Origin of the sequence: Flavonifractor sp. An92, from assembly GCF_002159175.1 — a bacterium.
Classification (GTDB): Bacteria; Bacillota; Clostridia; order Oscillospirales; family Oscillospiraceae; genus Pseudoflavonifractor_A.
Genome location: NZ_NFGZ01000001.1, coordinates 327,230 through 341,437 on the forward strand (window position 1 = coordinate 327,230; position 14,208 = coordinate 341,437).

At 65.1% G+C, this 14,208-nt stretch carries 8 protein-coding genes; 3 read left to right on the plus strand and 5 right to left on the minus strand.

The window, feature by feature from the left end:
• Positions 1–44: 44 nt before the first annotated feature.
• From gltB to B5G43_RS01655, 3 genes are all read left to right on the plus strand, one after another.
• Positions 45–4,583: a glutamate synthase large subunit gene (gene gltB, locus B5G43_RS01645; protein WP_087258317.1), complete on the plus strand. Its 4,539-nt coding sequence runs from the start codon at positions 45–47 to the stop codon at positions 4,581–4,583.
• On the plus strand, positions 4,583–6,043 hold the full coding sequence (locus B5G43_RS01650; protein WP_087258320.1) for a glutamate synthase subunit beta: 1,461 nt from the start codon (positions 4,583–4,585) through the stop codon (positions 6,041–6,043). Before gltB ends, B5G43_RS01650 begins: the two co-directional genes overlap by 1 nt.
• A gap of 201 nt (positions 6,044–6,244) precedes the next feature.
• Positions 6,245–6,523, plus strand: a complete 279-nt coding sequence (locus B5G43_RS01655; protein ID WP_087258322.1) for a hypothetical protein — start codon at positions 6,245–6,247, stop codon at positions 6,521–6,523.
• Here the strand turns inward: B5G43_RS01655 and B5G43_RS01660 are convergent.
• Genes B5G43_RS01660 through B5G43_RS01680 form a run of 5 tightly spaced genes read right to left on the minus strand, consistent with a single transcriptional unit; the run spans position 6,493 to position 14,169 of the window.
• The gene (locus B5G43_RS01660; protein WP_087258324.1) at positions 6,493–10,272 is read right to left on the minus strand and encodes an S-layer homology domain-containing protein; all 3,780 of its coding nucleotides are present in this window, start codon (positions 10,270–10,272) and stop codon (positions 6,493–6,495) included. The two genes, B5G43_RS01655 and B5G43_RS01660, sit on opposite strands and share 31 nt — an antisense overlap.
• Positions 10,273–10,328: 56 nt before the next feature.
• Positions 10,329–11,297 (minus strand): oligopeptide/dipeptide ABC transporter ATP-binding protein, encoded by a 969-nt coding sequence (locus tag B5G43_RS01665; RefSeq protein WP_087258327.1) that lies wholly within the window; start codon positions 11,295–11,297, stop codon positions 10,329–10,331.
• Positions 11,294–12,316 (minus strand): ABC transporter ATP-binding protein, encoded by a 1,023-nt coding sequence (locus B5G43_RS01670; RefSeq protein WP_087258330.1) that lies wholly within the window; start codon positions 12,314–12,316, stop codon positions 11,294–11,296. The genes B5G43_RS01665 and B5G43_RS01670 overlap by 4 nt, the downstream gene beginning before the upstream one ends.
• Positions 12,313–13,206, minus strand: a complete 894-nt coding sequence (locus tag B5G43_RS01675; protein ID WP_087258334.1) for an ABC transporter permease — start codon at positions 13,204–13,206, stop codon at positions 12,313–12,315. The genes B5G43_RS01670 and B5G43_RS01675 overlap by 4 nt, the downstream gene beginning before the upstream one ends.
• A 12-nt stretch (positions 13,207–13,218) precedes the next feature.
• Positions 13,219–14,169, minus strand: coding sequence for an ABC transporter permease (locus B5G43_RS01680; RefSeq protein ID WP_087258338.1), 951 nt, complete (start codon positions 14,167–14,169; stop codon positions 13,219–13,221).
• Positions 14,170–14,208 lie beyond the last annotated feature (39 nt).

A 14,208-nucleotide genomic window follows, 5' to 3' on the forward strand; every position in this document is an offset into this window, starting at 1 on the left:
TGACTGCCGCCTTTTTTACTACCAACCGGAAAGGGGACCTCCACATGAGAGCACAAGCAAATCCAGCGCGGGGGCTGTATCACCCCTCCTTTGAACACGACGCCTGCGGCATCGGCGCCGTGGTAGATATCCAGGGCCACCCCAGCCACGAGACCGTGGACGACGTTCTGAAAATCGTGGAAAAGCTGGAACACCGGGCCGGAAAGGATGCCGCCGGGGAGACCGGCGACGGCGTGGGCATCCTGCTCCAGGTGTCCCACCGCTTCTTCTCCAAAGCGGCGGCTGCCTGCGGCATCACCCTGCCCGGCCCCCGGGACTACGGCGTGGGCATGTTCTTCTTCCCCCGGGACGTCCTCCGGCGGAGCCAGGCCAAGAAGATGTTCGAGGTCATTCTGGAAAAAGAGGGTCTCCCCTTCCTGGGCTGGCGGACCGTGCCGGTCTGCCCCGACATCCTGGGCCAGCGTGCCCGGGACAAGATGCCCTGCATCGAGCAGGCGTTTGTGGCCCGCCCGGAGGGGGTGGAGCAGGGACTGGCCTTCGACCGGAAGCTCTATGTGGCCCGGCGGGTCTTTGAGCAGTCCAACGACAACACCTATGTCCCCTCCTTCTCCAGCCGCACCGTCGTCTACAAGGGCATGTTTTTGGTGGGCCAGCTGCGGAAGTTCTACCCCGACCTCCAGGACCCGGACTATGAGTCCGCCCTGGCCCTGGTCCACTCCCGCTTTTCCACCAACACCAACCCCTCCTGGGAGCGGGCCCACCCCAACCGCCTGATGGCCCACAACGGCGAGATCAACACCATCCGGGGCAACGTGGACCGCATGCTGGCCCGGGAGGAGACCATGTCCTCCCCCCTGCTGGAGGCCGACATGGACAAGGTTCTCCCCGTGGTGGACGTGTCCGGCTCCGACTCGGCCATGCTGGACAACACCCTGGAATTCCTGATGATGGCCGGGATGGACCTGCCCCTGGCGGTGATGGCCTGCATCCCGGAGCCCTGGATGGGCGACCAGGCCATCTCCCGCACCAAGCGGGACCTCTACCAGTACTACGCCACCCTCATGGAGCCCTGGGACGGCCCGGCCTCCATCCTTTTCTCCGACGGCGACGTGGTGGGCGCCGTGCTGGACCGCAACGGCCTGCGCCCCTCCCGCTACTACGTCACCAAGGACGGCCGGCTCATCCTGGCCTCCGAGGTGGGCGTGCTGGACATCCCCGCCGACCAGATTCTGGAGAAATCCCGCCTCCAGCCTGGCCGGATGCTGCTGGTGGACCTGAAACAGGGCCGCATCCTCAGCGACGAGGAGCTGAAGGAGACCTATGCCGCGCGCCAGCCCTACGGCGAGTGGCTGGACCGGAACCTCCTCCACCTCTCCGACCTGCCCATCCCCAACAAGCGGGTGGAGCGCCGCTCCAAGACCGAGCGGCAGCGGCTGCGCAAGGCCTTCGGCTACACCTACGAGGACGTGCGCAGCACCATCCTCCCCATGGCCCGCACCGGGGCCGAGCCCACTGCCGCCATGGGCATCGACATCCCCCTGGCGGTGCTGGACAGCCAGGATCAGCCCCTGTTCCAGTACTTCAAGCAGCTCTTTGCCCAGGTCACCAACCCGCCCATCGACGCCATCCGGGAGGAGATCGTCACCGACACCACCGTGTACGTGGGTGACGACGGAAACCTTCTGGAGGAACGGCCGGAAAACTGCCGGGTCCTCCAGATCCACAACCCCATCCTCACCTCCACCGACCTCATGAAGATCAAGGCTATGAAGCAGCCCGGCTTCCAGGTGGCCACGGTGTCCCTTCTCTACTACAAAAACACCCCCCTGGACCGGGCGCTGGACCGGCTGGAGGTGGCGGTGGACCGGGCCTACCGGGAGGGCGCCAATGTGGTGATCCTCTCCGACCGGGGCGTGGATGAGAACCACGTGGCCATCCCCTCCCTGCTGGCGGTGGCCGATGTGGAACAGCACCTCATCCGCACCAAGAAGCGCACCGCCGTGTCCATCCTCCTGGAGTCCGCCGAGCCCCGGGACGTCCACCACTTCGCCACCCTCCTGGGCTACGGCGCCCGGGCCATCAACCCCTATCTGGTGGAGGAGACCATCGTGGAGCTCATCGAGGAGGGCGTGCTGGACAAGGATTTCCACACCGCCGTCCACGACTACAACGCCGCCATCCTTCACGGCATCGTGAAGATCGCCTCCAAAATGGGCATTTCCACCCTCCAGTCCTACCAGTCCGCCCAGATCTTTGAGGCGGTGGGCATCGACCAGGCCGTCATCGACCGGTGCTTCACCAACACCGTCTCCCGGGTGGGCGGCATCGGCCTGAAGGAGATCGCCGCCATGGTGGACCGCAACCACTCCAAGGCCTTTGACCCCCTGGGACAGGAAGTGGACCTGGAGCTGGACAGCCTGGGCGCCCACAAAGCCCGCTCCGGCGGCGAGGACCACCTCTACAACCCCCAGACCATCCATCTGCTCCAGCAGGCCGCCCGCCGGGGCGATTACGCCCTCTTCCGGCAGTACACCGCCCTGGTGGACGACGAGACCAAGCCCCACACCCTGCGCGGCCTGCTGGACATGAAGTACGCCGATACTCCCATCCCGCTGGACGAGGTGGAGAGCGTGGACTCCATTGTGAAACGCTTCAAGACCGGCGCCATGAGCTACGGCTCCATCTCTCAGGAGGCCCACGAGTGCCTGGCCCAGGCCATGAACCTGCTGGGCGGCAAGTCCAACTCCGGCGAGGGCGGTGAGGAGCCCGACCGGCTCCAGGACCCGGCCCGCTGCTCGGCCATCAAGCAGGTGGCCTCCGGCCGCTTCGGCGTCACCAGTGAGTACCTGGTCTCCGCCAAGGAGATCCAAATCAAAATGGCCCAGGGCGCCAAGCCCGGCGAGGGCGGCCACCTGCCCGCCGGGAAGGTGTACCCCTGGATCGCCAAGTGCCGCCACTCCACCCCCGGCGTCACCCTCATCTCTCCCCCGCCCCACCACGATATCTACTCCATCGAGGACCTGGCCCAGCTGATCTACGACCTGAAGAACGCCAACCGTCGGGCTCGCATCAGCGTGAAGCTGGTCAGCGAGGCCGGCGTGGGCACCATCGCCGCAGGCGTGGCCAAGGCCGGCGCCCAGGTGGTGCTCATCTCCGGCTACGACGGCGGCACCGGCGCCGCCCCCCGCACCTCCATCCACAATGCGGGCCTGCCGTGGGAGCTGGGCCTGGCGGAGACCCACCAGACCCTCATCCAGAACGGCCTGCGCTCCCGGGTGGTGGTGGAGACCGACGGCAAGCTCATGTCCGGCCGGGACGTGGCCATCGCCTGTATGCTGGGCGCCGAGGAATTCGGCTTTGCTACCGCTCCCCTGGTCACCCTGGGGTGCGTGATGATGCGGGTGTGCAACCTGGACACCTGCCCCGTGGGCGTGGCCACCCAGAACCCGGAGCTGCGCAAGCGCTTTGCGGGCAAGCCGGAGTATGTGGTCAACTTCATGCGCTTCATCGCCCAGGAGCTGCGGGAGCACATGGCCAAGCTGGGCGTGCGCACCGTGGAGGAGCTGGTGGGCCGCACCGACCTGCTCCAGGTCCGCAAGCCCGCCGTCAACGCCCGGGCCGCCTCGGTGGACCTGTCCGCCATTCTGGACAATCCCTATCTGGGCACCGACGCCAAGACCCACTTCGACCCCGCGGACGTGTATGACTTCCACCTGGAGGACACGGTGGACATGGGCCTGGAGCAGGAGCTGGGCAATGCCCTCCAGACCGGCGAGCCCCGCCGCCTGGAGCGCACCGCCTCCTCCACCGACCGGGCCGTGGGGACCCTGCTGGGCTCCGACATCACCCGCCTCCACGGAAGCGCCCTCCCCGAGGGCACCTTCACCGTCCACTGCACCGGCGGCGGCGGCCAGTCCTTCGGCGCGTTCCTTCCCCAGGGCCTCACCCTGGAGCTGGAGGGCGACGCCAACGACTACCTGGGCAAGGGCCTGTCCGGCGGCACCCTGGTGGTCTATCCGCCCCAGAACAGCGCCTTTGAGGCGTCGGAAAACATTCTGGTGGGCAACGTGGCCCTGTACGGCGCCACCAGCGGCAAGGCCTTCCTCAGCGGCGTGGCCGGCGAGCGCTTCTGCGTGCGCAACTCCGGCGCCACCGCGGTGGTGGAGGGCGTGGGCGACCACGGCTGCGAGTATATGACCGGCGGCCGTGTGGTGGTGCTGGGTCCCACCGGCAAGAACTTCGCCGCCGGTATGTCGGGCGGCGTGGCCTTCGTGCTGGATGAGCACCGGGACCTGTACCTGCGTCTGAACAAGTCCCTGGTGTCCATGGACCCGGTCACCGAGCCCCACGACATCGCCGAACTGCGGGGGCTCATCGAGGCCCACGCCGAGGCCACCGGCTCGGTCAAGGCCAAGCACATCCTGGAACAGTTCGAGCACTATCTGCCCCTTTTTAAGAAGATCCTGCCCCATGACTACGACCGGATGCTCCGCACCATCGCCCAGTACGAGGAGCGGGGCATGACCTGGGAGCAGGCCCAGGTGGAGGCCTTCTATGTGAACACCAGAAAGGTGGGGGAATAATGGGAAAACCAACTGGATTTTTGGAATACGCGCGCCAGGGGAACCCCGCGGAGGCCCCTCTGGATCGTATCCACCACTTTAACGAGTTCCACCCCCGGCTCAGCCGGGATGACCGCCGGCGGCAGGGCGCCCGGTGCATGGAGTGCGGTGTGCCCTTCTGCCAGTCCGGCGCGGTGCTCAACGGCATGGTCTCCGGCTGCCCCCTCCACAACCTGGTCCCCGAGTGGAACGACCTCATCTACCACGGCAATTTCGGCCACGCCCTGGAGCGGCTGCTGAAAACCAACGACTTCCCCGAGTTCACCGGCCGGGTCTGCCCCGCCCTATGCGAGGCGGCCTGTACCTGCGGACTCCACGGCGACCCCGTCACCGTGAAGGAGAACGAGCTGGGCGTCATCGAGGACGCCTGGGAGGCGGGGCTCATGGGTCCCCGGCTCCCCAAGACCCGCACCGGCAAGAAGGTGGCGGTGGTGGGCTCCGGCCCCTCGGGCCTGGCGTGCGCCAACCAGCTCAACCGACGGGGCCACACCGTCACCGTGTTCGAGCGGGAGGACCGCCCCGGCGGCCTTCTGATGTACGGCATCCCCAACATGAAGCTGGAAAAGACCATCGTCCAGCGCCGCCTGGACAAGATGACCGCTGAGGGCATCACTTTCCGCACCGGCGTGGAGGTGGGCCGCGACGCGGACCCCCGGGACCTGCTGAACGAGTACGACGCGGTGGTGCTCTGCTGCGGCGCGGCCAAGCCCCGGGACCTGAAGGTCCCCGGCCGGGAAGCGGAGGGCATCTGGTTCGCCGTGGATTTCCTCAAGGAGACCACCCGGAGCCTGCTCAGCACCGGCCTGGCCGAGGGCACCTATCCCTCCGCCAAGGGCAAGCACGTCATCATCGTGGGTGGCGGCGACACCGGCAACGACTGCGTGGGCACCTGCATCCGCCACGGCTGCGAGAGCGTTATCCAGCTGGAGATGATGCCCAAGCCCCCCGACTGCCGGGCCGAAAATAACCCCTGGCCAGAGTGGCCAAGGGTGTGCAAGACCGACTACGGTCAGGAGGAGTGCATTGCCGTCTTTGCGCACGACCCCCGCATCTACCAGACCACGGTGGCCGAGCTGCTCGCCGACGAGGACGGGGCCCTGCGGGCGGTACGCACCGTGAAGCTGGACCAGTCCCTCCAGCCTGTCCCCGGCTCGGAGGAAGAGCTGCCCTGTGAGCTGCTTCTCATCGCCGCCGGCTTCCTGGGGCCCCAGGACACGCTGCCTCAGGCTCTGGGCCTGGAACGCACCCCTCGCTCCTGTATCGCCACCCCCGAGGGGAGCTACGCTACCAACGTCCCCGGCGTGTTCGCCGCCGGAGACATGCGCCGGGGCCAGTCCCTGGTCGTTTGGGCCATCCGAGAAGGCCGGGAGGCCGCCCGGGAGGTGGACGCCTTCCTCATGGGCACCGGGTCGGAAGCATGACCCGCACATCATAAAAAAGAAAGACACGACATATGTCGTGTCTTTCTTTTTTGCACATCTGAAAGCCAAAGGGACCAGCGGGACAACGCTGAACCGGCTTCTGTATTTGCTTGATGCGGCACAAGGCCTGCGTACTGTCTTGTATCCGTCCAAAGCCTATGAAGATGCGATTGTTCCATTCCGTAGGAGAGGAGGAGACCGATGATCTACTGCATGGCAGATCTTCACGGAGATGATCGCGACACCCGCATTTGGGGTCGCGTGGAACCAGACAGTGCAGGTCCGTACCCGGATACGGTCTGTATCGTCGGTCACACACCCACGGTATTTCTTACCGGTAGAATGGATGAGGATTATTCCATCTGGCATGGACACAGGATCCTTGATATCGACTGCACTGCACATAGCCCAACAGGAGGCGTGCAGAAAAAGCTTGGACGCCGCAGCGGTCAGAGCCTCATGGCCTGCCGCATGACCTGAGCGACCTGGACGCGGGTAGCGCTGCCCTGGGGGTCCAGGACGCCGCTGCCATTGCCCTGGAAAATACCGTTCTCCACGGCCCAAGCCAGTGCGGTGCGGGCATAGGGGCTCACGGAAGCTCCGTCGGAGAAGGCACTCAGGTCGCCCTCTGTCTCGGGGGCACCGGCGTAGCGGTACAAGGCCACAGCCAGCTGCTCCCGGGTGATGGGGTCCTCAGGGCCGAAGCTGCCGTCGCCATACCCGGCAAAGATTCCCGCCTCACTGGCCCAGGAGGCGGCCTGGGCGTACCAGGCATTCAAAGGAACATCGGAGAAGGTGGCACTTTCCGAAGCGGGGCGGCCCTGGAGGTTATAGAGCACCTGGGCCAGCATGCCCCGGGACAAAGAGATGTCCGGGGAGAACCGGCCGTCGCCGGTGCCGGAGAACAGTTCCCGGCTGCTGGCAAAGGCCACGGCGTCAGCGCCCCAGTGGGAGGCGGGCACGTCGGAGAAAGTCTTGGCGTTGTCCAAGATCTTTACGGTGTCGCCGTCGGACAGGGTCACCGCCATACCGGTTTGGGTGGGGATGGAGGCAGAGAGGATCTTTTCGGTGCCGTCGGCTGCCACCAGCACAGCTACGGTGCCGGGAGTGACGTCAGCGACAGGGATCTCCACCCGGACCGGATCGGAGCCGGACAGGGACACTGTGACAGTGGGCGCCTCATCCCTGCGGGTGGTGACGGGGAGCTCGGGGATAGGCAGCACGGCGGTCTCCCCGGCCTGAGCGGCGGCGGACAGAGTTACCTTGCTCTCCAGGCGTCCGTCGGCACTTTGGGTCGTGGTAGAGGAAGAACCGTCCTTCTGCTGGAAGGTGGTGACCGAGGAGCCGTCGGCCTTGGCAATGACCTGCGTCTGGTTGCCGTCAGCGTCAGTAAGTGTCGTGGTCTTGGTGCCGTCCTTGGCGGTCTCCACCACAGCGGTTTCGCCGTCCGGGTACTTGGTGGTCTCGGTGACCGAACCATCCGGCTTGGTCACGGTAGTGGTGGTGGAGCCATCCGAGTTGGTCGTGGTCTGGGTCTTGTTACCCGAAGAGGTGGAAGAACTGCTTCCCCCGCCGCTGGTACCGGAAGAGAGGCGGGTGAATTGGGCGGAGACCACAGCGCTGTCCGGGCGGCCATCCAGTACGGCGAAGACCTGGACCGTGGCCGATTCGGTGAGGGTGAAGGGGCCGGTATAGCGGATGGAGTCCCGGGTGGGCTGGGTACCGTCGGTGGTGTAGTAAAGAACGGCGTCCGTGTCGGCGCAGGTGAGGGTCACGGTCTGGCTGCCGGTAAAGGAGCCGCCGTTGGGGGCGATCACCGGGGAATCTACCGGCTGGGGCGCGGCCTCCTCCACAGTGACGGTGATTGATACGGCGGTGCCGGCAGGATCAACTGCGTTCTCCGGCGGGGTCAGCAGGCCGGAGATGGTGTACTGGCCCGGGGTGTTGGCCCGATAGTTCCCGGTGTACCAGGTGACCATGGCCTGGACAGTGGTACCATCCGAGAGAGTAACAGGCACCTGCTCCGGCAGGCCCAATTGGTCCGCCGCAGTGTCCAGAGGCACGGAGATGGAGGCGGGGGTCTGGACCGAGGCGACAGAGGGCAGGCGCGCTCCGTCGGTCAGCACCACAGTGACGGTGGGGGCCAGATTTTGGGGGTTGGTGATGCTGCCGTCGCCGGGCAGCTCCAGGGTGAACTGGGATTCCAGCGGATAGGTCCCGCTGTCAAAGAGATTGAGCAGCTCGTCCGTGACATCCCACTCGTCAAATATCAGCGGCAGGCGGACCGCCGTTCCGTCCTCCAGAACAGCGCCCACCTCGCTGGGGAACTGGGCGATGGGATTTCCGCTGTATCCCAGGTCGTCCATGGTGAGAGCGATGGTAGGAGAGCTCACCAGAGCCAGAGTTCCGGTGGGAACCACAGGTGTAGGCTCCTCGACTGTGATCGTGATTTGGACCGTGAGCTGGTCCGGGTTGGTGACCCCCACCGGCAGCGTGAGGGTGCCGGTGAGGATCTGGGAGCCAGTTGTCTCAGACTGATAGCTGGAGGTGTCCCAGGAGACGGCCAGCTCCAGAATCTGCCCGTCGCTGATTTGGGCGCTGACTTTACCGGGCAGATTCAGCGCAGAGGCGACGGTGCCATAGGAGACAGTGATCCCCTCCGGCTGGGTGATCGAGATGACTGTCACCGGCTGAGGCTCGGGGTCCACACCGGAGCCCTCACCGGCGTAGTAGCCCTTCAGGCAGAGATTGCCGATGATACCGACATAGGGTATTTCCTCTGAGGTGTCAATCAGAACAGCTGGTTCCATCTCCATATTGAACATTCCGCCTGCATCATAGACATAGGTCTCACCTGTGGAGATGACCGCGTCCTGACTGGCAGGATTGCGCTCAGAACGGCTCTCAAATACATAGTCGTGGGAACCATCCACCATATTCATGTAATCGAAGTGGTCGCCTGCGTCCATTTCCAGACCGATGGCATACTTCTGCCCTTTTTGAAGAGTGAGAGGCTGCTTCAGATCGACTCTATGGTATCCGGCGTACGGCAGTATTCCACTGTGATCCGTATAGGCCTGGCGGACATCCGACAGATAGACTCCTGGGAATTGTGTCTGAAATGCGGAAAAATCCGGGATGACAAACAAGGTATAGGACGCCTCGATTCCCATAGCGTAAAATCCAACGGCCTCCAAGGTCGTATCCTCTTCCGCCTCAAAGACGTTGAAGTAAACGTCCAGTTCATCGCCATAGCTGAAGTCGTTGCCCATAAATTTACTCAGCCCCAGCGCGTCATGCTGGGCGATGCCGGAGTAGCCCTGATTCGCCTTCACCACTTCGGTAAAGCAGAACTGGGTGGTAGTGACGCAGGCGCTCTGGTAGGACACCCAGTAGAAGCCGTCCTGTCCAAATGTGGCACCCTGGGCGTCCTTGCACAGCCAGGCCCCGTCGATTGTGGGCTGGGTGGCAAAATTCTCCTTGGGGAAGCTGTCGTCCCAGCCCACGATGGCCACTGCGTGATTGGCCACATGCTCATAGCCGGGGGCGTTTCCGTCGCAGTAGTAGGCGGCCGTATCCGGGTTGTAGTAGGCGGCGTTGGTGTAGGGGAACGTGCCGTTGCCGTCGTGAGCCTGGTAGAGGTTGGTAGACACCGCGCCATACTGCATGATTGCCTCCTTGGTGGGGGTAATGGCGGCCTGGACCGTGTCGGCGGTCAGCTCCAGGGCGTTGACGTTCTCCAGAAACTGCACGCCCAGCACCTGATAAGGGATGACCGGATCGGTGGGAGTGGCCTCCTCGGGTACGGAGAGCGCGGAGCCGGTGGGAGTGGGCGAGGTGGCCTCCTCCGGGAGGACATAGGGGTAGTCGGACTCCAGATAGGGGCCATCCCCCCGCAGCAGGTAGGACAGGGCCAGCTCATACCGCCCACCCACCAGGCGGGGGCCGTAGTCAAAACCGTGGTGGCGGTCCATATGGTCCTCGGAGAGGTCCAGAGTGTCGGCGGTGACGGAGGAGTCCACGCCCTGCTTCAAAATGGCCGATTCCAGAGCGGCCATGGCGGCGAAGGCCCAGCAGTCGCCGTACCTCCCCTGATTGCGGGCGGGGGTGACAGCGTGGTCGGTGCGCAGATCGTAGGTGGGAAGGGACGGGGCGGCCAGAGCGGCGGCTGGGAGGGTCCCCAGGGCTACGGAAGCGGCCAGCAGGAGACCGGCGATGCGTCGGAACATGGTACACCTTTCCTTTCAAGGTCGGAGGGACCCGGCATCAGGCCGGGCAGGGGCGGTCAGGTTTGATGACAGGCCACCTTGTGGCCGGGCTCCACTTCCCGCAGGGCGGGGGCCTCCCGGCGGCAGCGGTCGGTGGCGTAGGGACAGCGGGTGTGGAACACGCACCCCTGGAATTCGTCGGTGCGGACAGGCAGCTCACCCCCCAGGGACACATGGGTCTTGCCCCGCTTGGAGAGGTCGGGGATGGAGGAAAAGAGGGCCTGGGTATAGGGGTGGCGGGGGTCAGCGAACAGGTCGTCGGTAGGGGCCTCCTCCACCAGGGCGCCCAGGTACATCACGCCGATGCGGTCGGAGAGGTAGCGCACCACCCCCATGTCGTGGGAGATGAAGAGAAGGGTGAGGCCCATCTCCCGCTGCAAGGCAGTGAGCATGTTGAGGATCTGGGCCTGGATGGACACATCCAGGGCGGACACCGGCTCGTCACAGACGATCAGTTTGGGCTCGATGATGAGGGCCCGGGCGATGCCCAGCCGCTGGACCTGGCCGCCGGAGAGCTCATGTGGGTAGCGGAAGTAGTGTTCCTCGGAAAGCCCCACCTTCTCCAGAATGGCCAGCACCCGTGCCCGGCGGGCATCGGCGTCCTCCATCCCCTGGATGATGAGGGGCTCTTCCAGCAGAGAGCCGATGCGCTGCCGGGGGTTGAGGGAGGAAAGGGGGTCCTGAAAGACCAGCTGGATGTCCCGCCGCAGGGGGCGGAACTCCCGGTCGGAGAGCTTGGTGAGGTCATGGCCCTGGTACTGGATCTCACCGCCGTCCGGATGGGTGAGGCCCAAAATGCACCGGCCGGTGGTGGTCTTGCCGCAGCCCGACTCCCCCACCAGGCCGTAGGTCTCTCCCTCGTAGAGCTGGAGGGACAGGCCGGAGACGGCATTCATGTGGGTTTTCGGGGGAAAGAGCTTGCCCAGGGGGCCGTAGATGGGGTAGCGCTTGCACAGGTCTTTCACTTCCAGCAGGGGCGTGCTCATGGCGCTCCCTCCTCTCCCGCCCCGGCGGGGGCGTTCTTCCAGCACTTCACCCGGTGACCGGGGGACACTTCAAAAGCCGGGGGCACGCTCTGGCGGCAGCGGTCATCCGCGTAGGGACAGCGGGTGCAGAAATGACACCCCTCCGGCACCGCCGACAGAGGTGGCACATTACCCTCGATGACCGGCAGAGGCTCTCCGCGCTGCACATCCAGTCTGGGAATACAGGACAAAAGCCCCTGGGTATAGGGGTGCAGGGGGTGGGCGAAGAGCTCCTCTGTCTCGGCCTCCTCCACGATCTGCCCCAGGTACATCACCCGCACGCTGTGGCAGAGCTGAGCCATGGCGCTCAGATCGTGGGTGATGAAGAGCACCGACATGCCCAGCTTCCGGTTGAGCTGGGCGATCAGGTCCAAAATCTGCTCCTGGATGGTGACGTCCAGTGCGGTGGTGGGCTCGTCGGCGATGAGGAGGGCGGGCTCGCAGGCCAGGGCCATGGCGATCATCACCCGCTGCTGCATGCCGCCAGAGAGCTCATAGGGGTACTGGCGCAGGCGGCGCTCCGGGTCGGGGATGCCCACCAGCCCCAGCAGCTCCACGCTGCGGGTGTGGGCCTCTTTCCTGGAGAGGCCCTTGTGCAGGCGCAGCACCTCGCCGATCTGCTTGCCCACGGTGTGGACCGGGCTTAGGGAGGTGAGCGGGTCCTGGAAGATCACCGAGATGCGGTTGCCCCGGATGCGCCGCAAGGCGGCCAGGGGCAGCTTCAGGAGGTCCTGCCCCTCGAAGCGGATGGAGCCCTCATAGGTCACGGCGGATTCATATTCCCGCAGACGGAGGATGGACTGGGACATGACGCTCTTGCCCGAGCCGGACTCCCCCACCACCCCCACGATCTCGCCGGGATAGAGGGTCAGGTCCACCCCGTCCACCGCGGGGAGGGGCCCCTTTCGGCCGGGGAAGAGAACCCGGAAGCCCTCCATCTCCAGCAGCGGGGTCTGCTTTACCTTCGTTTGTTCCATCATTTCTTCCCCCTCCCTGCCGTGCGCGGGTCCAGATAGTCCCGCAGGCCGTCACCCAGCAGATTCAGGCTGAGCACGCACAGGATCACCGCCGCGCCGGGGAAAATCACCGTCCAGGGCGCCTTCTGGAGCACCTGCTTGCTGGCCTGCAAAATGTTGCCCCAGCTGGCGGCGGGAGCGGGAATGCCGGCCCCCAGGAAGCTGAGGGAGGCCTCGGACAAAATGGCCTGGGCAAAGATGAAGGAGGCCTGTACCGTCAGAGGGGAGATGACGCTGGGGAGGATGAGCTTCCACAGAATGCGTCCGCTGCCGGCCCCCTGGACCTTGGCGGCCTCCACATAGGTCTGCTCCCGGGTGACCAGGGCGCTGGAGCGCACCACCCGGGCCACGCTGGGGGTATAGACGATGGTCAGGGCCAGAATCACATTCCAGTTGGTGGCCCCCAGGGCCGCCATGAGGGCGATGGCCAGCAGGATACCGGGGATGGCGATGAGGCCGTCACAGATGCGCATGAGGATGTGGTCCAGGACCTTGAAGTAGCTGGCATAGATGCCGATGACGGTGCCCAGCAGGCAGGAGAACACCGCCACGGCGCCCCCCACCAACAGCGAGGACCGGGCTCCGTAGAGCACCCGGGTGAAGAGGTCCCGGCCGAACTCGTCGGTGCCGAAGAGGTGTTCCAGGCTGGGGGGCTGCAGGCGCTGGGGGACGTTGGTAGCGTTGGGGTCCACCGGGCTCACCGCCGGAATGATGAGGGCGCACAGCACGATGATGGCAAAGACCACCGCACCGAAGATCAGGCCCGGATTGGACAGCAGCCGCTCCCGGCGCAGCTGCTTCTGTTCCCGGACAATGGCTGCCCCCACGGCGGGGGCATGGGTACGTTTTGACATGTTCACCCCTCCTTACTTCCGCCCCAGCTGGATGCGGGGGTCCACCAGGCCGTAGAGGATGTCCACTGCCAGGTTGACCAGCACATACACCAGGGTGACGAAGAGGACCACGCCCTGAATGACAAACACGTCCCGCTGGTTGATGGAACTCATGGTGAGCATCCCCAGGCCGGGGATGTTGAAGATGGTCTCGGTGACGATGGTGCCGGTGACCAGGCTGCCGAAGGACTGCCCCGCCACGGTGAGGATGGTGGGGGCGGCATTCTTGAGGGCCTGCCCGAAGAGGACGGCGCTCTCCCGCAGACCTTTGGCCCGGGCGGTGCGGATGTAGTTCATATAGAGCACATCCAGCAGGGCCGAGCGGGTCATGCGGGTGATGTAGGCCGCCTGCACCACGCCCAGGGAGAGGGCGGGCAGGATGAGGTAGCGCAGATGCTGCCCGAGCCCCTGACTCAGAGGGGCGTAGCCCGCCACCGGCAGCCACTTCAGATACACGCCAAAAAAGAGCATGAGAAACATGCTCAACAGGAATCCAGGGATCGCGGTGCCCAGCAGAGAGAGGGACACCGTGGTCAGATCCACAGCGGTGCCCCGCTTATAGGCGGCCAGAATGCCCATAGGGATGGCCAGCACCAGCGCCAAGAGCTGGGCCAGCACGGCCAGGCTCAGGGTGGGGCCGAAGTACTCGGCGATGGCGGAGAGCACCGGCATGTCCAGAAAGTAGGACTGTCCCCAGTCGCCCCGGAACACGCCGGCCAGCCAGTCGGCGTACTGCACCAGAAAGGGCCGGTCAAAGCCAAGTTCAGCATTGAGCTCGGCGATCTGCTCGGCAGAGGCCTCCAGTCCCAGCATGGCGGTGGCCGGGCCGCCGGGGATGAGGTAGACCACCAGGAAGATGACCACCGATACCACGAACATCACCGGGATCAGGGAGAGGATGCGTTTGAGGATGTAGGACAGCATATGGCGTTACCCCTTTGTTGAAATCGAAACGGCGGCGGG

Bases quoted from the DNA above. Each gene is read 5' to 3' on its own strand.
- gltB (WP_087258317.1), top strand. From the start codon at position 45: ATGAGAGCACAAGCAAATCCAGCGCGGGGGCTGTATCACCCCTCCTTT.
- B5G43_RS01650 (WP_087258320.1), top strand. From the start codon at position 4,583: ATGGGAAAACCAACTGGATTTTTGGAATACGCGCGCCAGGGGAACCCC.
- B5G43_RS01655 (WP_087258322.1), top strand. From the start codon at position 6,245: ATGATCTACTGCATGGCAGATCTTCACGGAGATGATCGCGACACCCGC.
- B5G43_RS01660 (WP_087258324.1), bottom strand. From the start codon at position 10,272: ATGTTCCGACGCATCGCCGGTCTCCTGCTGGCCGCTTCCGTAGCCCTG.
- B5G43_RS01665 (WP_087258327.1), bottom strand. From the start codon at position 11,297: ATGAGCACGCCCCTGCTGGAAGTGAAAGACCTGTGCAAGCGCTACCCC.
- B5G43_RS01670 (WP_087258330.1), bottom strand. From the start codon at position 12,316: ATGATGGAACAAACGAAGGTAAAGCAGACCCCGCTGCTGGAGATGGAG.
- B5G43_RS01675 (WP_087258334.1), bottom strand. From the start codon at position 13,206: ATGTCAAAACGTACCCATGCCCCCGCCGTGGGGGCAGCCATTGTCCGG.
- B5G43_RS01680 (WP_087258338.1), bottom strand. From the start codon at position 14,169: ATGCTGTCCTACATCCTCAAACGCATCCTCTCCCTGATCCCGGTGATG.